Origin of the sequence: Pseudoalteromonas sp. S3260, assembly GCF_005886925.1 — a bacterium.
Lineage (GTDB): Bacteria > Pseudomonadota > Gammaproteobacteria > Enterobacterales > Alteromonadaceae > Pseudoalteromonas > Pseudoalteromonas tetraodonis.
Map to the genome: position 1 here is coordinate 23834 of NZ_PNCV01000072.1, position 18880 is coordinate 42713.

Annotated in this window: 20 protein-coding genes; 9 read left to right on the forward strand and 11 right to left on the reverse strand. The window is 40.9% G+C overall.

The genetic code is table 11. The annotated features are described in order from the left end of the window. Window positions 1-15: 15 nt before the first annotated feature. Window positions 16-252, reverse strand: coding sequence for a YgjV family protein (locus tag CWC14_RS12320; protein ID WP_036981470.1), 237 nt, complete (start codon window positions 250-252; stop codon window positions 16-18). Window positions 253-535: 283 nt separating this feature from the next. On the opposite strand from CWC14_RS12320, the gene CWC14_RS12325 reads away from it, so the two are divergent. Further along, window positions 536-1192, forward strand: a complete 657-nt coding sequence (locus CWC14_RS12325) for a Crp/Fnr family transcriptional regulator (protein WP_016900456.1) — start codon at window positions 536-538, stop codon at window positions 1190-1192. Window positions 1193-1241: 49 nt separating this feature from the next. Here CWC14_RS12325 and CWC14_RS12330 read toward each other — a convergent pair whose 3' ends face one another. Then, on the reverse strand, window positions 1242-1808 hold the full coding sequence (locus CWC14_RS12330; RefSeq protein WP_010387648.1) for a phosphoribosyltransferase: 567 nt from the start codon (window positions 1806-1808) through the stop codon (window positions 1242-1244). Between the two features lie 175 nt (window positions 1809-1983). Next, on the reverse strand, window positions 1984-3282 hold the full coding sequence (pepB, locus tag CWC14_RS12335; protein ID WP_069440153.1) for an aminopeptidase PepB: 1299 nt from the start codon (window positions 3280-3282) through the stop codon (window positions 1984-1986). 144 nt (window positions 3283-3426) lie between these two features. On the opposite strand from pepB, the gene sfsA reads away from it, so the two are divergent. From sfsA to CWC14_RS12375, 8 genes are all read left to right on the forward strand, one after another. Then, window positions 3427-4146: a DNA/RNA nuclease SfsA gene (gene sfsA / locus CWC14_RS12340; protein ID WP_138563134.1), complete on the forward strand. Its 720-nt coding sequence runs from the start codon at window positions 3427-3429 to the stop codon at window positions 4144-4146. A gap of 282 nt (window positions 4147-4428) precedes the next feature. Next, complete coding sequence (dksA, locus tag CWC14_RS12345) at window positions 4429-4872, forward strand: RNA polymerase-binding protein DksA (RefSeq protein ID WP_013465738.1); 444 nt, start codon at window positions 4429-4431, stop codon at window positions 4870-4872. 13 nt (window positions 4873-4885) lie between these two features. Beyond that, window positions 4886-5782 (forward strand): tRNA glutamyl-Q(34) synthetase GluQRS, encoded by an 897-nt coding sequence (gluQRS, locus tag CWC14_RS12350; RefSeq protein ID WP_138563135.1) that lies wholly within the window; start codon window positions 4886-4888, stop codon window positions 5780-5782. 305 nt (window positions 5783-6087) lie between these two features. Further along, window positions 6088-7386: a polynucleotide adenylyltransferase PcnB gene (pcnB, locus tag CWC14_RS12355; protein WP_138563136.1), complete on the forward strand. Its 1299-nt coding sequence runs from the start codon at window positions 6088-6090 to the stop codon at window positions 7384-7386. A gap of 3 nt (window positions 7387-7389) precedes the next feature. Next, window positions 7390-7875 carry a 2-amino-4-hydroxy-6-hydroxymethyldihydropteridine diphosphokinase gene (folK, locus tag CWC14_RS12360; RefSeq protein WP_138563137.1) on the forward strand — a complete coding sequence of 162 codons (486 nt, stop codon included), beginning with the start codon at window positions 7390-7392 and terminating at the stop codon, window positions 7873-7875. Between the two features lie 30 nt (window positions 7876-7905). After that, on the forward strand, window positions 7906-8700 hold the full coding sequence (gene panB, locus CWC14_RS12365) for a 3-methyl-2-oxobutanoate hydroxymethyltransferase (RefSeq protein ID WP_138563138.1): 795 nt from the start codon (window positions 7906-7908) through the stop codon (window positions 8698-8700). Beyond that, window positions 8700-9548, forward strand: a complete 849-nt coding sequence (gene panC, locus CWC14_RS12370) for a pantoate--beta-alanine ligase (protein WP_016900475.1) — start codon at window positions 8700-8702, stop codon at window positions 9546-9548. The genes panB and panC overlap by 1 nt, the downstream gene beginning before the upstream one ends. A gap of 30 nt (window positions 9549-9578) precedes the next feature. After that, entirely contained in the window at window positions 9579-9818 is a 240-nt protein-coding gene (locus CWC14_RS12375) for a hypothetical protein (protein ID WP_036981457.1), read from the forward strand. Window positions 9819-9885: 67 nt separating this feature from the next. Here CWC14_RS12375 and CWC14_RS12380 read toward each other — a convergent pair whose 3' ends face one another. From CWC14_RS12380 to CWC14_RS12415, 8 genes are all read right to left on the reverse strand, one after another. Beyond that, a complete protein-coding gene (locus CWC14_RS12380) occupies window positions 9886-10854 on the reverse strand; it encodes a PstS family phosphate ABC transporter substrate-binding protein (RefSeq protein WP_138563139.1) in 969 nt (322 codons plus the stop codon). Window positions 10855-10933: 79 nt separating this feature from the next. After that, window positions 10934-12280, reverse strand: a complete 1347-nt coding sequence (phoR, locus tag CWC14_RS12385) for a phosphate regulon sensor histidine kinase PhoR (protein ID WP_138563140.1) — start codon at window positions 12278-12280, stop codon at window positions 10934-10936. 93 nt (window positions 12281-12373) lie between these two features. After that, window positions 12374-13063 carry a phosphate regulon transcriptional regulator PhoB gene (gene phoB / locus CWC14_RS12390; RefSeq protein WP_013465747.1) on the reverse strand — a complete coding sequence of 230 codons (690 nt, stop codon included), beginning with the start codon at window positions 13061-13063 and terminating at the stop codon, window positions 12374-12376. 617 nt (window positions 13064-13680) lie between these two features. Then, entirely contained in the window at window positions 13681-14745 is a 1065-nt protein-coding gene (gene fba / locus CWC14_RS12395; protein ID WP_008111197.1) for a class II fructose-bisphosphate aldolase, read from the reverse strand. Window positions 14746-14955: 210 nt separating this feature from the next. Beyond that, window positions 14956-16131 (reverse strand): phosphoglycerate kinase, encoded by a 1176-nt coding sequence (locus CWC14_RS12400; protein WP_138563141.1) that lies wholly within the window; start codon window positions 16129-16131, stop codon window positions 14956-14958. A gap of 50 nt (window positions 16132-16181) precedes the next feature. Beyond that, window positions 16182-17195: an erythrose-4-phosphate dehydrogenase gene (gene epd, locus CWC14_RS12405; protein WP_138563142.1), complete on the reverse strand. Its 1014-nt coding sequence runs from the start codon at window positions 17193-17195 to the stop codon at window positions 16182-16184. A 185-nt stretch (window positions 17196-17380) separates the two neighbouring features. After that, entirely contained in the window at window positions 17381-18127 is a 747-nt protein-coding gene (locus CWC14_RS12410) for an SIMPL domain-containing protein (RefSeq protein WP_138563143.1), read from the reverse strand. A 125-nt stretch (window positions 18128-18252) separates the two neighbouring features. After that, window positions 18253-18876: a 3'-5' exonuclease gene (locus tag CWC14_RS12415; RefSeq protein WP_036981448.1), complete on the reverse strand. Its 624-nt coding sequence runs from the start codon at window positions 18874-18876 to the stop codon at window positions 18253-18255. Window positions 18877-18880 lie beyond the last annotated feature (4 nt).

Below are 18880 nucleotides of genomic sequence, written 5' to 3' on the forward strand. Positions count from 1 at the left end.
AAGGGTTAACTTGCGTTAACCCTTTTTTGTATCAACTTTTGACTGACGATATAGCTTAATAATGTGATAAATATTAACCAAAGCCAACAAGCCGTTGGTAAAAGCCACCGGCATTGAGCCTATAGCCGCACCGTAAAAAGTAAACGCAATACAGCCCAATAAATTAAACCAACGTAGTTTGGTTACATCAGTCATAGTTAATGATATGACTAATAAGACGGATGCTAAATAACCTAAATATTCCCAACTCAATTGTTCTCTCCTAGGCTTTAGGTTAGTATTACGCGTTAAATTTTAGTACATTATTAAGCTACGCTACGCTACGCAGTAGTTAAAATAAAAAAGCTAACTTACCAATAAAACCTTAAAATATACTGGTTAATACCACAATTTTTAATCATTACACGGAAGAATGAAGGTCATTTAACGCTGTTAATTATATTAACGGCGTGGGCAAGTTAGCATAAATTCTTAATCTTAATGCTATCGTCATTAAGGTGTAATAAATAGGACAATTGTCCGAAGAGCATGATTGATGTTTCAATACCATTTTTCCAGTTACCTTGTTGATCAACTGCTGACGTTTGCCGGCAGTAGTTTTCAGCAATCAAAAAAAGAAATATTAATACAGCAAGACCAACCACTCACTAAGTTGGTACTGGTGCGAAGTGGTACTGTATCGTTTAGTTACGATGTAGGTAATGGCAGGCGTCTGCTACTTGGCCAGCTCGACTGTAATAACACCTTGATTGGCGAAATTGAAGCACTCAACAATAACCCGTGTATTTACACAGTAACTTGCTTCAGTGATGTCACGTATAATCTTATTGAGCTAAAACATTGGCGTTCATTATTGCTCGATAAACCCGAGCTAAGCTTATATACGGCGCAAACGATTGCGGCTAAGTTTCAAGAAAATCAAAAAATTAATTTAGATAAGCTGTTACTTCCCTTAAGCTACAACATTGCTAAAGACTGTTTATTGCGTGCGGAGAATAACAACCCCACTTTATTGCGTGCTTATCCTACGGTAAATGCCGAAGCAGAGCGCTTTGCAACTACTGAGCGTGCATATCGTCGGGTAGTGAGTGAGTTAGTAGAAAAAAACCTAGTGCAACGAAGCACACAAGGGCTGCAAGCTGTCGATATTCCTAAACTCAGTGACTATGTAGATAGCTTTGCACAGCTTTAAAGACAATTAAAAAGGCCATTAAGGCCTTTTTTATTGAGCAAAATCACGTTTATTTTTCAAGTAAAATATCGTGAATTTTCGCTAGATCAGATTTGCCTTCAATAATTTCATCCGGCGTTAACCCTGATAATTCATGCGGGAATACTAACCATTCTTCAGATTCATGAATGTAGTAATCTGGCACTGTATCTACTTTTGAGTTTTTTGGCTTGTAGTATGGACAAGCAATACGAATATCACTCGGTAAGTTTAAGCGCATTAGTTCAGAAAGCTTCTCTTTTAGCGCCACAATACTACGACCTGAGTCAAAAACATCGTCAACAATCAGTAAAGAGTCACCAGCATTTGCGTTTTCAACTATGTAGTGTAAACCATGTACTTTGATTTCTTTTGATTGCTTACCAATACCGTAATAAGACGAGGTACGAACCGCAATGTGATCCGTTTCTATGCCTTTGTAATCATAATATTCCTGAACAGCAATCCCAATTGGAGCACCACCGCGCCATATACCAATAATAAAATCTGGACGAAAGCCATCTTTATACACTTGTGCCGCTACGCGGAATGAATCTTCAAGTAATTGTTGAGCCGTGATATAGCACTTTTCTGACATAATAAGGATCCCAGTGGTATGTATAATATTTGAGCGAGGTTTAAATAAAAATAGATGCCCAAACACGTAATGGCGAAAGATTTTACCGTAAATAAAACAAAATTGCTTGTTTGACGGATAAAAAAATAGGCACCCTAAGGTACCTATTTTTTAACTAATGCGTAATCTCAGTAGATTATGCCTTTTCAAGTAGGGTGCGTGCTACGGTGCGCATACCTTGTGTAGTTGCACCTGAAGCCCATTGACTTGTGCTACCACCCATATTAAATGCAGCAGCTAAATCGATGTGTACCCAGCCTTTGCCATCGTTTGGCACAAAGCGAGATAAGAAACCAGCGGCGTTAGATGCACCACCGAAACCACCGCCTTTTTGGGCGCGGCTATTTGCTGTATCCGCATACGGCGATGGGCAGTTTTGTTGATGCCATTTTTCAAGTGGTAATGGCCATGCGGCTTCCATTTCTTGTGACGCAAAGTCTTCCACTTCACGCACTAGCTCTTTATCAAGGGCAAACAATGCGTTGTACTCTTGACCAACAGCAACAAGGGCGGCACCAGTAAGGGTTGCCGCATCAATAATAAGTGGAGCGCCTGTCTCGCCTGCGGCCATTAAGCCATCAGCTAATACTAAACGCCCTTCAGCATCGGTATTTACAATTTCAACGGTTGTGCCATTTTTGTAAGTAAGAATGTCACCTAGCTTGTATGCATGACCGGAAATTAAGTTCTCAGCACAACATAAAAACAGTTTAATACGCTTTTCTACGCCACGGCTAATTGCCAGTGCCAAACCTGCGGTTACCGTTGCTGCACCACCCATGTCGCACTTCATACCCAACATACCTTCGCTTGGTTTAATTGAGTAACCACCTGAGTCAAACGTAATACCTTTACCAACAAGTGCTGCGCTTACCGGTGCGTTCTCATCGCCAGTTGGGTTGTAATCAAGCTCAAGTAATACTGGCGGACGTTCACTACCACGACCTACGGCATGAATACCAATCCACTGCTGTTCCAATAGCGCATCGCCTTTTATTATTTGATAGCTAACATGCTCTGGTGCCAGTGATTGAATAAATTCAGCGGCTTTTTCAGCCAAGCTTTCTGGGTAAATGTCATCGGCGGTGCCATTGATCATTTCGCGCGCCCACGTTGCCGATGCTTTTAAATCAGCGAGTTCTTTAAGATCAGATTGTGCGTTATCAACAAACTCAACACCGTTTAGTACTTTTGGTGATACAAAGCCTTGGTAAAAAGCCCATTGGCTCTCTGTACACCATACATCACCTTCAAGCACAACACTTTTAATGCCTTGGCTGGCAATAGTACGACCTGCTTTTTGCACATTTTTTAATGTTTCTTGCTCAGATAAATGAACCGTTGCGCCGTGTTCGTTAAAAGATAGTGACGCACTTTCGCCCCAATGCCCTGGTGCCGATTGCTCGCTTAATTGAACAACAAATTTTTCACTCATGTTAGAATATCCTTGCACTTAAATGTGTGGTTGAGTTTACTATAGCGCGCTTAAGTTCCCAACTGCTTGCGGTAAATAACCTCAAATAGTCCGTAAAGTCTTATTTTACTTAACCTGAATTCTGGTTATAAAAGGAAGTCATTAATGAAGTACACCCCGCCATTACAATCTGCTACGTTATTAAAACGTTACAAACGCTTTTTAGCTGATTTAGAGCTCAGTGATGGCAGCACTTTTACCGCTCACTGTGCTAATACGGGTAAGATGACGGGCTGTGCCGATGCCGGTTTTACTGCCTTTTATTCCACCAGCAGTAATACTAAGCGAAAGTACCCGCAGTCATTAGAGCTGACGCAAAATAACTTATCACAACTTATTTGTGTAAATACCGCCGTTGCCAATAAAGTGGTCGAAGAAGCACTTAATAATGGGGTTATTGATGAGCTTACAGGCTATCAACACATACAAAGTGAAGTGAAGTATGGCAGTGAAAACAGCCGCATCGACTTTTTACTTACCCACAGCAGCAAAGCCAATTGTTATGTTGAAGTTAAATCAGTCACGCTGCTGAGCGAAGATCGTCCACAAAGCGGTCAAAGCTACTTCCCTGACGCCCAAACTGTTCGTGGGCAAAAGCATATTCGTGAATTAATCGACATGGTCAAACAAGGGCATCGAGCGGTATTACTATTTGCAGTGCTGCACCAAGGCATCACACAAGTCAGTGCTGCGGTGCATATTGATCCAACCTATGCACAATTGCTTAGCGAGGCCATTGAGCAAGGCGTAGAAGTATTAGCTTATAAAGCACACATTTCAGCGAGTGAAGTAACTTTGGTTGAGAAAGTAGCATTTGTTGAGTAAAAAGAGCGCATTTAAGCGTTGGTATTTCGCCACGCCCAAAAAATACTTATCCGAAAAGTAAAAGATAAGTTGTTTTTATTATTTTTGCCCACATAACAACGCCAGTTTATAAACCGATACTGTAATAAAAAATATAAACACTGCTTTTGCTACTTTAATATGAGTAAACAGGGTTGAAGCTAATTCGATTATTTAAAAATAAATTTGCCTAGGGTATGAGTTTCTGCTATTTATACCGCCGGCTAATGCTGAGGCATTAAATTAAGGATTTAGGAGAGAGTTATGCCAGACCAAAAAAGACATGGTTTATTGGCTCAAGCCGGTTTAGAACCATACCAAGAAAAACCGGGTGAAGAGTACATGAATGAAGCACAACGTGCTCATTTTAAAACAATTTTAGAAACTTGGCGTAATGATTTACGAAACGAAGTTGATCGTACTAAGTCACACATGCAAGACGAAGCAGCTAACTTTCCTGATCCCGTTGACCGCGCAGCACAAGAAGAAGAGTTCTCATTAGAGCTTCGTACTCGTGACCGCGAACGCAAATTAATTAAGAAAATTGAAAAAACAATCAACTTAATTAAAGAAGACGAGTTTGGTTTTTGTGAGTCTTGTGGCATTGAAATTGGCATTCGTCGTTTAGAAGCACGTCCTACTGCTGATTTATGCGTAGACTGTAAAACACTTGCCGAAATTAAAGAAAAACAAGCTGGACGCGGCTAATTAAGTTATAGCCATGTCTTCTACAGCCGTTACCGCGCAAGTATCTGACTATCGCGGCCGATTTGCACCGTCTCCTTCGGGGCCGTTACATTTTGGCTCACTTGTGGCGGCTGTAGGTAGCTACCTAGATGCAAAAGTTAACCAAGGAAAGTGGTTAGTTCGCATTGAAGATATAGACACTACTCGCGTTGTAAAAGGCGCCGCCACCGATATCTTAAATACCTTAGACGCCTACTGCCTTAATTGGGATGAAAACGTTGTGTATCAAACACAGCGTCTTACTATTTATCAAGATGCAGTAAACTCACTGTCAAAACAACAGCTTATTTATGCCTGCCAATGCTCTCGTAAGCAAATAAAAGCCCTCGGCGGTATTTATCAAGGGCAATGTAAACATAGCCAACTCAGTGAACAGGGTCATGCCCTTCGCTTAACTCAATGCCATGCAACCGTGACTTATAACGACCTTATTCAGGGACGTATTGACGTTGACCCTGCTCTGGCCCATGAAGATTACATTATAAAACGTAGCGACGGTTTATTTGCCTATCAACTGGTGGTGGTTATTGATGACATTGAGCAAGGGATCAATCGAATTGTACGAGGCGCTGATCTACTTGAACCTACCGCCCGTCAAATCAGTCTGTTTAAGCAACTTAATAACCCTATTCCAGAATTTGCTCATTTACCTTTAGCGGTAGCAAAACCAGGGTTTAAACTGTCTAAGCAAAATTATGCCCCTGCAATTTGCAAACAAAATCCAAAACCCACTTTAATAGCTGTATTTAAATTTTTAGGCTTGCCAATACATGAGCAACTAATGGATTTAACCTGCGAACAGTTACTCGCTTGGGGCGTGGCGCATTTTAACTTAAGCCTTGTTCCTGCTAAGCGTGAAATACAGATTTAACCTCCCTTTACGTATTACGTGGAATTAATTCAAATAAAATCGTTAAAAATGGCTTAATTTCAGTGCTGCAACTTAATTTTTTTACCTTGCTGGTATATGATAGCCGCCTAAATATATGCTAATTACATTAAACAGTAAAAATAACGCTTTAAGCGAATACTTGCTGTGATTTTGATTGCAATGGCGAGTAAATCAACCGCTTCTCTAGGAGACAGACTATTATTTCCAAGCTTTTTCAATTTTGTCGACAAATTATTGGCCCAAGTGCCAATAACGAAAATGTCGCAATCAGCAGTGAGCCGTTAGTGATCCCTAGAGGTGAGCATGGTATTTCTCGCAAACAATTTAGCCCAAATGCAATCAAAGTACTCTATCGCCTAAAAGATGGTGGCTATGATGCCTACTTAGTTGGTGGTTGCATTCGCGATGTATTGTTAGGCCAACAACCTAAAGATTTTGATGTTGTAACCAATGCAACCCCTGAGCAAGTTAAAAAACTGTTTCGTAACTGCCGTTTAATTGGCCGCCGCTTTCGTTTAGCGCACATTGTTTTTGGTCGTGAGATTATTGAAGTGGCCACCATGCGCGGCCATCACGAAGCACAAGAAGATAAAAATCAAATTAGCCAATCAAGCGAACATGGGCAACTACTTCGCGACAACGTATTTGGCAGCATTGAAGAAGATGCCGAGCGTCGTGATTTTTCAATCAATGCCTTATACTACTCAATCAATGATTTTTGTATTTATGATTACGCCAATGGTTTAGCGGCCATAAAGGCAAAACAAATAGAGTTAATTGGCGATCCTGAAACACGCTACCGTGAAGACCCCGTGCGTATGCTTCGCGCAGTGCGCTTTGCCACCAAGTTAGATATGCAAATAGCGCCAGCAAGCGAAAAGCCGATTACCGAATTAGCGAGCTTGCTTGATAATATTCCGCCAGCGCGTTTATTTGAAGAAATACTCAAGCTATTTTTAAACGGCAAAGCACAGCAAAACTTTATAATGCTGCGCAAATACGGGTTATTTAAATCGTTGTTCCCAGAACTTGACCGCATTTTGGATAAAAACCCAGGCGGGCTTGAAGAAACCTTCATCAAGCAAATGTTTGCAAACACTGACATCCGCATTAATGCAGAGAAAAAAGTCACCCCTGCGTTTGTATTTGCAGCATTACTGTGGTTCCCGCTGATTGAACGTACTGAAAAAATTAGACGCCAAGAGCAACTCTCAGAATACGATGCATTTGCTCAAGCAATTAATAAAGTACTGAGTGAGAATGCCCAACATATTGCCGTACCAAAACGCTTTACGTTAGGTGCTCGTGATATTTGGCATATTCAACAACGCTTAGATAAACGTGCAGGCCAACGTGCCTATCGTTTAACACAGCAGCCGCGCTTTAAAGCCGCTTATGATTTTTTACTATTGCGTGTTGATGCTGGTGAAACTGAGCATACAGAGCTGGCACAGTGGTGGACACAGTACTTAGGTCAAGATATTAATGGCCAAAAAGAAATGGTGCGAGAGCTTGGTCATCAAGGTGGCCCAAAGCCACGCAAGCGACCTCGTCGTCGTACTACTAAAAAGCCAGCTGAGTAAATAATGCAACGTGTCTATTTGGGTTTAGGTGCAAACCTTAACAGCCCTAAAAAACAACTTGATAACGCTGTTATTGCACTTAAAAGCTTGCCAAACAGCGAACTTTTAGCCTGCTCGCATTATTATGCGAGCAAGCCTATGGGACCACAAGATCAACCTGATTATGTGAATGCAGTCGCCTGTATCAATACTTCACTTGAGCCAGAGCAACTACTCGATTTAACCCAAGCCATAGAGCTGGAACATGGTCGAGTCAGAAAAGCTGAGCGCTGGGGCGCACGCACACTGGATATTGATATTTTATTATTTGGTGAACAGGTTATAAATACTAAACGTTTAACGGTGCCTCATTACGGGTTAAACGAGAGAGAATTTGTTGTTTACCCGCTGCAAGAAATTGCACCCGAACTTATTTTACCAAGCGGCGTATCTATCAAACAGATAGCAAATAACCTACCGCTTAACGACTTACAACAATTACCGCTGTAATTAACTAAGGCCACTGTCTGCGAGAATATTATGTCTAAAATAACCGTTTCAACTTTGAATAAAATGAAGGCTGAAAGTAATAAAATCACTGCGTTAACAGCTTATGATGCCAGTTTTGCTAAGTTATTTCATGAGAATGGCGTTGAAGTTGTTTTAGTCGGTGATTCTTTGGGAATGGTATTACAAGGTGGCGATGACACACTCGCTGTAACAAACCATGAAATTGCGTACCATACTCGCTGTGTTCGTGCTGGAAGCCGTGACCTATTTGTTATTGCCGACTTACCGTTTATGACCTATGCAAATCCAAATGATGCCTGTAAAAATGCCGCAGAGTTGATGCGCGCAGGTGCTAACATGATCAAGCTTGAAGGCGGTGAATGGCTACATGACAGCATTAAATCACTCACTCAACAAGGTATTCCGGTGTGTGGGCATTTAGGGCTTACGCCACAATCTGTGCACGTATTTGGTGGTTTTAAAATTCAAGGCCGTGAAGAAGTACAAGCACAAAAAATTATTGCCGATGCAAAAGCATTAGAGGCAGCGGGTGCTCAACTACTCGTGCTTGAGTGTATTCCAAGTGCCTTAGCAAAACGTATTACTGACTCATTAAGCATTCCGACTATAGGGATTGGTGCGGGCAATGTAACCGATGGTCAAATTTTGGTTATGCACGATTTAGTCGGCATTTCTGCAGGCTACATTCCTAAATTTTCAAAAAACTTTTTACTCGAAACAGGCAACATGCCTGCCGCTGTTAAAAAGTATTGTAACGATGTTAAAAGCGGCGTTTTTCCAAGCGCTGAACACGAGTTTAAATAATGCAGTCAATCACTGAAATTAAATCATTACGCAGTCAAATAAGAGCTTGGCGCCAAGCGGGTTTAAGTGTTGCACTAGTACCTACTATGGGTAACCTGCACCGCGGCCACTTTTCGTTGGTAGAAAAAGCAAAAACACTGGCCGACAAAGTCGTTGTTAGTATTTTTGTTAACCCGATGCAATTTGGTGCTAACGAAGATTTAGACAATTATCCGCGTACCTTAGATGCCGATAAACAAGGTTTAGCCGATCTTGAAACGGATATTTTGTTTATCCCCAGTGTAGAGGCTATTTACCCAAATGGCTTAGGGGTGCAAAGTTTTGTTGATGTACCAGGTATTTCGATGGGCTATTGCGGCGGCTCACGTCCTGGTCATTTTAAAGGTGTAGCAACAGTTGTCACTAAACTATTTAACTTAGTCCAACCTGATTACGCCTGCTTTGGTGAAAAAGACTTTCAACAGCTGCAAGTTGTTAAAACAATGGCCCGTGATTTGTCGATACCAGTAGAAATTATTGGTGTGCCAACGATGCGTGAAGTTAGCGGCCTTGCCATGAGCTCACGCAATGGGTATTTATCAAGTGATGAAAAGCAAACCGCTACGATTTTATTCAATACTTTAAATCACTGTGCGCAGCAACTAAAAAGCGGAAATAAAGCGTTTGCTACTCTTGAAGCTGATGCTAAAGCGACTTTAGAAAGCGCAGGGCTAAAACCAGATTATTTTTCGATAGCTCAACGAGATACATTAAAAGCTGCTACACTCGAAGATACACGATTTGTTATTTTAGCTGCCGCCTTTTTAGGAAGTGTTAGATTAATCGACAATATACAGGTTGAAGTTTAATACTGGTGTAGCCTCACTTTAAGGATAAGTATGAAAACTTTTATTAAAACTAGCCTCGTGGCTTTTTCGTTTGCAGTTCTTGCTGGCTGCCAGAGCCAGGCGGGTAATCCAGCACTTAATCAATGTGCTCAGCAAAGTTATCAATGCGAAACCAGCTGTGAACAACAAACAACCACCGACAGCCTTAAGTCACAGGTTTGCTCATCTAAGTGCATCGAAGCGTATAATCAATGCAAAGTACAAGCTGAAAACTTAAGTAAAGCTGACTAATATCAATCGGCATAAATTGTAAACCAAAAAAAACCGCTCATTTGAGCGGTTTTTAATTATTAGCGGTTTAGTTTAAGCCTAACTTTTTCAACTCAACTTCAACTAGCTTTGCAGAAAGTGGCACATAACCATCTTTTTCTACAATTTTTTGACCTTCTTGCGAAAGTACCATCTTTAAAAACTCAGCTTCAACTGGGCCAAGTGGCTTATTTGGGTGTTTATTTACATAAACATATAAGAAACGTGAAAGTGGGTATTTACCTTGAGCTACGTTTTCAAGCGTGGCATCTACAAAGTTAGTACCTTTTTTAGATAACGGAACAGTGCGCACACCCGATGTTTTATAACCAATGCCAGAATAACCAATGGCATTTAGTGATGCTGAAATTGACTGTACAACAGAAGCTGAACCCGGTTGCTCGTTCACGTTATTACGAAAATCGCCTTTACATAAGGCTTTCTTTTTAAAGTAACCGTAAGTCCCTGATACTGAGTTACGTCCATATAATTGCACGTCTTTTGCAGCCCAATCACCTTCTAGACCAACATCACTCCAGCGGTTTACTTGCTCTGGTGCGCCACATTTACGTGTTGAAGAGAAAATAGCATCGATTTGGTCAATACGTAGCCCTTCAATTGGGTTATCTTTATGAACAAATACCGCTAATGCATCAATTGCTACACGTACTTGTGTTGGCTTATAACCATAGCGCTTTTCAAATGCTTCAATTTCTTTCGACTTCATAGCACGGCTCATTGGACCTAAATTTGCCGTACCTTCTGTTAGTGCTGGTGGCGCAGTAGACGAACCTGCCGCTTGAATTTGAATATTTACATTTGGGTAAATACGCTTATATTCTTCAGCCCAAAAGGTCATCATGTTGGCTAACGTATCAGACCCTACCGATGAAAAGTTACCTGATACACCGCTAATTTTTTGATACTCAGGCATACCGTCTTCTAATGCTACTGCTTGCGCAGATACAAATGTTGTAACAGCCACACCCATTGCGGCAACTAAGTTTTTAAATTTCATTTTGGGGTTCTCCAGTTTGTTCGTCCCATTTCCTAACTGCGGTTCACTCTAAAGTGAGTACATGACAATGGTGTGACTCTTAAATGACACTTTTATGACTAGCAGTATTACTCGTCACTAATGGCGGAATAGAGATCAACCTATCGCTTGAAAACGCAAAAGAAAAACAGGAGCCTTTACCCAGTTCACTGCTAATTTTTAATTGGCTACCATGGCGAGTAAGTACATGTTTAGTGATTGCTAAGCCTAATCCTGAGCCACCTGTGGTGCGGCTTCTGGCTTTATCGACCCGATAAAAACGCTCAGTTAAGCGATTTATATGCTCTGGTGCAATACCATCACCATTATCGATAACACTAAAACATGCCTGTGCATTGTTGCGCTGCCAACACACCTCAATTTTACCACCTGGCTTAGTATAATGAATGGCATTAAATACTAAGTTTGAAAAAGCACTTCTGAGCTCATCCTCAGCACCGGTAATATCAAGTGACGCATCAATATTAAAAATAAGTTGATGGCCTTTATCTTGATTTATAGACTGTGCTTCAATTTCAATCAGTTTTAGCAATTGCGGTACATTTACTGCCTTATCATTACTGTGGCGTTTTGCGCCTTCAATACGTGATAACGAAAGTAACTGATTCACTAAACTATCCATGCGTTTACATTGTTCTAGCATGGTAGTTTGTGCCTTATTCCACATTGCAGGCGAAGGGAGCGAATCACTGTCGAGCATTTCAAGGTAGCCGGTAACAACCGTTAAAGGGGTTCTGAGCTCATGAGAGACATTAGCAACAAAGTCTTTACGCATCTGCTCAAGCTGCTTTAAACGGGTGACATCACGTACTACCACCAATAACTGAGTGTTAGCATAAGGCATCACCCTAAACTCAAGTACTTGTTCTACACTGTGGCCACTTTCAAGCTCCAGTGCATCACTAAACTCTTTACGGTGCATATATTTAGCAAATTTAGGATCGCGAATGAGGTTATCTAAACGCTGACCATGATCAACCGGCCATTGTAACCCTAACACTTTGAGTGCAAGTTGATTACACCACACAATTGATAAATCGTTTTGCAATACAACAACGGCATCAGGCACCGCCTCAGCACCGTCACGAAAACGGCGTATCAGCTCTGCCAGTTCGTTACGCTTTTTACGATTACGATTTTGCAGCTGATAGATGCCTTCAAATACTTGCTCCCACGATCCTTCACCTTCTGGTGGGTTAAAACTGCGCTGGTTATGCAGCCAATCACTTAACCGATAAAGTTGATGGTAATGCCACATAAGTAGCGAAAAAGCGCCCAAAAACAACATCAAAAATGGGGCATCAATAAGCACCCCAATTAAAAGTAAAGGTATAAAATAGACAAACAGCCGCTTTGTTAGCGCCTGCTTGTTAATAACTCGATACATACACGCTCTTTACCTTATAAACGCTAGCAGACAAGTTGACTGAACTAGGTTAATAGATTGCTACTTAACTAAGTAAGCTTAATTGTAAGCACACTATAGTTTACTCGAAAAGCGATAACCAGCTCCGCGTACCGTTTGTACTAAGCGGTCATGTCCAAGCGTAGCAATCGCTTTACGCAAGCGACGAATATGAACATCTACGGTTCTGTCTTCAACATACACATTCGTGCCCCATACATGATCAAGCAGTTGCTCACGGCTGTAAACACGCTCTGGATGGGTCATAAAAAAGTGTAACAGTCGAAATTCCGTTGGTCCCATATCAAGCTCACTGCCCCCTGAGGTAACACGATGCGAAATAGGGTCCAAGCGCAGGCCATGCACTTCAATTGCTTCTTCTAAAGAGGTAGGTGCTACTCGGCGAATAACTGCTTTAATACGCGCCATTAACTCTTTAGGTGAAAACGGCTTAGTAACGTAATCATCAGCGCCCACTTCTAAACCGCGTATTTTGTCTTCTTCTTCGCCGCGAGCAGTTAGCATAATGATAGGGATTTGGCGTGTGTGTTCATTTTGTTTGAATTTTTTAGCGATTTGAATTCCACTACCACCAGGTAGCATCCAATCGAGTAACACCATATCTGGATAAGGTTCAACCATTGCGGCTATTGCAGAATCATAATCTTCTGCCTCAATGGCTTGAAAGCCATTTTGTTCTAAAACAAAAACCAACATTTCCCTGATAGGTGCTTCGTCATCAACGACTAATACTTTACGTGACATTCCAATTTATCTCTTAGGCTATTGAGTAGGTTTCATTATTATGACTAAGTATGACATTTTTATTAAAGTGTAACGTCTAAATTAAAATGAAACTAAAAAAAACACAAAATAGTAACAAAAAATTGAATATGTCATATTTTTATCATCTTGAGCAGTAAATAAAAAAGTGGTTTGCAGTAAAGTGAGTCGTTATTAAAGGCCTATTTATGATATTAACTTGGGATCATCAAATTACTAACTAGCAGCTATTTTTAGGCTTAATAATAAAAGTCGGCACCTATTTAGATCAGGTTTATTATGATCTTAAATACAAGGATCAGAGTTTTATTAAGCAGATCCCTTTTCGGATCACTATTTTACCCACTAACAAAGCTAAACCAATGATTTGCTGTGTGATTTTTATCCATTCATTATGATGTTCGACACTTAAAAGTACAAAATGCGTCACTTTAAGCCCTTCACTTAGTAAAGTAATGATCCCAGATATGACAAGTTAGTAATCGAGTGATCCCAGATTTATCGGTAAGTAAAATACTGATCCCCTCAGATCAAAAAAGCCAGAGCGTAAGCAACTGGCTTTTTATAATGAGTGCGAGAGTATCGCCGTTATTGGCTCATTATTTTATTTTTGGATTTAACTCACCGCTTAAGTATTTAAGGTGCATTTCATCCAATGAAATTGGCTTAATTTTACTTGCTTGACCCGCAGTACCAAACGCTTCGTAACGGGCAATACAAATGTCAGTCATTGCTTGTGTTGCAGCGGCTAAGAACTTACGTGGGTCGAAGTTCGATGGGTTCATTGCCAAATGACGACGAATCGCACCGGTAGACGCTAAACGTAAGTCAGTATCAATGTTTACCTTACGCACACCGTATTTAATCCCTTCAACAATTTGCTCAACTGGCACACCGTATGTTTCAGGAATTTCGCCACCGTATTGGTTAATCACTTCTAACCACTCTTGTGGTACAGAAGACGAGCCATGCATTACTAAGTGCGTGTTTGGAATACGCGCATGAATTTCTTTAATACGATCAATCGCTAAAATATCGTCGGTTGGTGGACGCGTAAATTTGTAGGCACCGTGTGATGTACCACAGGCAATAGCCAGCGCATCAACATGGGTTTTATTTACAAAATCTGCCGCTTCTTCTGGATTCGTTAGCATTTGCTCTGTGGTAAGTTTACCCTCAGCGCCAACGCCGTCTTCTTCACCCGCTTCACCGGTTTCAAGTGAACCTAATACACCTAGCTCACCCTCTACAGATACGCCACACGCATGTGCCATTTCAACTGTTTTACGTGTTACATCAACGTTGTAATCGTAGCTTGACGGAGTTTTGCCATCGCTCATTAACGAGCCATCCATCATTACTGATGAAAAACCTAACTGAATTGAACGCTGACATACACCCGGTGATGTACCGTGATCCTGATGCATAACCACGGGGATATGTGGCCATTCTTCAACTGCCGCTAAAATCATATGACGAATAAAAGGTGCACCGGCATACGCACGTGCGCCCGCAGAACCTTGCACAATAACAGGGCTGTTTGTTTTATCAGCCGCTTCCATAATTGCGCGCATTTGCTCTTGGTTATTTACATTAAACGCGGGTACACCGTAACCATGCTCAGCGGCATGATCCAGAAGTTGTCGCATACTGATTAAAGCCATTGGGTATTCTCCAATTTATCGATAGTCATTAAACTATCTAGTTTGAACGGATTTGTTAGTTTGGTGCAATAACTACACCTCGAACCTTAAAGCTCAATGCCTAAAATTCGAATTAAATACTAATAAATAAAAGTGAGAGGTATTTATCAGTTAAGTGTAGCAGATGCGGACACTCCACATCTGCCTAACGGCTAGCTAATACTTTACGTATTACTTAGCACGTGATTCTAGCATCACTACTGCAGGCAGTTTTTTACCTTCTAAAAACTCTAAGAAAGCACCACCACCGGTAGAAATATACGAAACTTTGTCACTAATGCCGTACTTGTCAATTGCTGCTAGGGTGTCACCACCGCCTGCAATTGAAAACGCTTTTGAATCAGCAATCGCTTGGGCAATGGCACGTGTACCATTACCGAACTGATCAAATTCAAAAACACCCACTGGGCCATTCCATACAACGGTGCCCGCATTAGCAATAATTTTTGCAAGTTGATTTGCGGTATCGGGGCCAATATCAAAAATCATATCGTCGCTGGTAACTTCGCTTACATCTTTAAGTGTTGCTACAGCTGATTCTGAGAATTCATTACCCACAACAACATCTGTCGGTACCGGAATTTCACCCTTGTTAGCTTTTGCTGCTGCACATAAGCGATTAGCTTCGTCCATTAAGTCAGCCTCAAAAAGGGACTTACCTACAGGGTAACCTGCAGCTGCAATAAAGGTATTAGCAATACCGCCACCCGTAACAAGCTGGTCAACAATTTTAGACAATGAATCAAGTACGGTTAACTTAGTTGACACTTTAGAGCCACCCACAATCGCCACTAATGGGCGTGCTGGGTTATCAAGCGCTTTACCTAGCGCTTCAAGTTCAGCCGATAATAATGGACCGGCACACGCTACATCAGCAAATAAACCTACACCATGCGTTGATGCTTGTGCCCGATGCGCAGTACCAAAGGCATCCATTACGTACACGTCACATAATGCAGCGAGTTGCTTTGATAAAGTTTCGTCGTCTTTTTTCTCGCCTTTATTAAAACGCACGTTTTCAAAAACAACGACTTCGTTATCTGCAACATCAACGCCGTTTAAATAATCTTTTTCTAGGCGAACTGTTTGCTCAAGTGCATCATTTAAGTAATCGACAACCGGAGCCAATGAAAACTCTTCTTCGTATTGCCCTTCCGTAGGACGGCCAAGGTGTGACATAACCATCACTTTCGCGCCTTTCTCTAACGCTAGTTTGATAGTAGGTAACGCAGCACGAATACGTGCATCTGACGTCACTTTTCCTGCTTTAACGGGTACATTTAAATCTTCACGAATTAATACGCGTTTGCCGTTTAAATCTAAATCTGCCATTTTAATGACCGACATGAACATCTCCTTAGTTAACGATACTGAACCTGAAAAATACGTTTAAAATATTACTTAAATGCCATCATAGCACGCGCGGTATCGAGCATGCGATTCGCAAATCCCCACTCGTTATCACACCAAACTAATAACTTTATCAGTCGTTTATGACTAACACGTGTCTGTGTGCCATCTATGATACAAGAATGTGGGTCATGATTAAAATCAACCGATACCAATGGCTCTTCGGTGTAACTTAAAATACCTTCAAGGCGGTCTTTAGTTTGTGCTTTAAGGGCATTATTAACCGCACTTAAATCTACATCTGCATTAACCGTGACACTTAAATCCATCGCCGTCACATTAATGGTCGGTACACGGACCGCAATGGCCTCAAAGCGACCTTTAAATTTAGGTAAAATACGGTCTATACCACGGGCTAATTTTGTATCTACAGGAATAATAGACTGGCTGGCGGCACGCGTACGGCGTAAATCATGATGATACGCATCAATTACTTGCTGATCGTTCATTGACGCATGAATGGTCGTAATAGCACCTGATTCAATGCCAAAGGCATCATCGAGTACTTTAATAACAGGAACGACGCAGTTGGTGGTACACGAGCCATTAGAGACAATAGTATGCTCGCTTTTAAGCTCATCGTCATTAATACCGTAAACAATAGTGGCATCAACATCATTATCCGCAGGATGTGAAAATAGCACCTTTTTTGCGCCCGCAGTCAAATGTAATTGCGCGTGTTCACGCGAGTGATAAACCCCCGTACATTCAAGCACCACGTCAACATCTAACGTTTGCCACGGTAATTCAACTGGATTTTGTTCACAAAATAACGCAATGGTGTCATCAGCTACGCTAATGGTGTCTTCACCTAGTTTAACTGGAAAAGCAAAACGACCATGAGAGGTGTCGTATTTTAATAAATGGGCAATAGCTTCAGGGTCGGCTAGTTCGTTAATTGCAACAATTTTGATCTCGTCGCTTAAGCCTGATTCGTATAGTGCACGGACAATATTTCGACCAATACGACCAAAACCATTAATTGCAAGTTTGATTGCCATGAAATATAAAATCCACTCTAGTTACGTACAGAGAAAGGCAGCGTCGCCTTTTAGATGGCGGTATTGTAATCGACCTTGCTTGTGATTATAAGAGCCAAGCATTAGAAACTTTAAATTAACGTCATAATCAACACACACACTGCACTTTTACTTTTAGTCCTGCTAGTGGGTATTTGCACTGTTTGCTATTTTAGTTTTAAATCAAACACCACCTTTATTGATGCTTTAACGCTTATTGTTGCGCCTAAATATTGCTGCTGCATAAATGGATTCTCGTTATTACTAGCAACCACGCTATTTCTATCGCTAGATAAAATAATGTGCTTAACACCGCCCGCGTCATAATCGTAATCTGAGCTGCCGGAATTTGCACTGATACTGTAAACGTTGCCAAGTTCAGCGCCAAAAGCTTGAGCGAGCTTATTTCCCTTCGCTTTTGCGTTATCGATTGCTAATTGTGTTGCTTCTACCTCTAACTGATTAACTTTAGAGGATAAACCATTAATTTTTTCGATATTGTCTATTTTTAAGCTTTGAGCAAAATTAATAAATTCATCGACTTTTTTAATATCTTTCAATGTGACTTTAACTGTTTTCAGGGCTAAATACTTATCGCCTGAAACAGTCCCAGATTCTGTACCAATCATAGTGTATACCTTGCTTTTTAAACCCGATATATAAACATCGTTTTGGTCAAAACCGTATTTGTCTGATTGTTCAAGTAGCAAGCTAATCCGGTCATCAAGCTCACGTTTAGCCTCAAGGAATGTAGCTTCAGTGCTTTTTACTTCAAATATAATTTGAGCCATATCAGGCTCAACAAATACCTCAGCTGACCCCTGCACTGCAATGTGACGATTAGCTGGCACGCTTGAATGAGCAAAAGTAATAAGAGGGAATAAGGTAATAAAAATAGCGATGATAAGTTTCATATTCGTTCCTTGAATTCATAATAAATCACACGTTCCCATAGTTATACAAATAAAAACAAAAGTAAACTGCCTCAGTAATCTAGTATTTATGTATTCTTTATAGGTTGGGTTTCGCTCTGCCCAACCTACGTTAACTCGCCTACTTTGAGCTCCTTACCGGCGCTTATTTGATGGCATTGGGCTAATAACAACTCAGCAGTAGCTTGTGCATCGGTAAGGGCGTGATGACAATGATAGCTTGGTAAGCCGTAGCGTTTACGACATTCATTAAGAGTTAAATCGTCTAATTTTATATCTGAGCTATGTTTTAGCAGACGCTTTTTTTCTATTTGTAAGGTGTCGATAATCAACTTGGGGCGCTGGGTGATCCCTGCATTTTTTAGTGCTAACTTTAAAAAACCCCAATCGAGCATGGCATTATGAAATACTAAAATACAGTCACTAAAGTGAGCGCTTAAAGACGTTAAAATGCTTTGTAGACTTTGCCCTTGTGCCACCGAGTCAGTACTAATGCCATGAAAAACGGGGCTCTGCTCTAAACTTTTCACCTCTTTATTAACCAAATGCTGCGACTGACTGTTTTTGATACATTCGTTATCAATCAGTACCCAAGCAACCGAGACAATTTCATGTTGTTTAGGAGCAAGCCCTGTTAATTCCAAATCAATTACTAAATAACGTTGCTTTAAAGCACTTTGCACGAGCAAATGACGGCGCTTTAAATAACGAGTAATAAGCTGCTTAACCATTGTT